Consider the following 503-nt stretch of genomic DNA (forward strand, 5'->3'; position numbering starts at 1 on the left):
CTTCATATCATCTCAAGCATTTGCGCTGAACAACGCAAATGCCATCTTTTACCCTTTGCCTACTCAGGTTAAGGGCACTTTTATTGCTGCGAAAAAATTGTTCTTGGGCGAGCAAGGTGGGCTATGGATTCATGATGTACATGGCCGCGTTCTTTTTTATGACGGCCAGAATGTTCTGCCAAAATCAGGCAGTTTTTTGCAAACGACTGCAAAGCAGCTTGCGTATCATCAAGGGTCATTCTGGACCTTTGTCGAAAATGAGGTTTATCAGACCTACCCAAACAAAGAAAGGCAGTTGGTCTTTAGCCTTAACCCCGGGTCGCAAATTAGAAAAATAGGTTCATCAGGTGATTATATTTGGGTCAGTGATGGCGCACATTTTTATACCTACAACATCAAAACCAATGAACTTGATTCATTTTCACTGCTTCAACTTTATCAACATAGCAATAATAGTTATGTGTACATCAATGATGCGATTCTGATCGAAACCAAATGGGCGT

General features: G+C 41.2%; 1 pseudogene. It reads left to right on the top strand.

Annotated elements, in window-relative coordinates:
• Positions 1-4: 4 nt before the first annotated feature.
• Positions 5-503: pseudogene (locus R8O11_RS31695) on the top strand (AraC family transcriptional regulator); the annotation flags it as partial.

This window comes from Vibrio sp. 1288 (genome assembly GCF_033344475.1).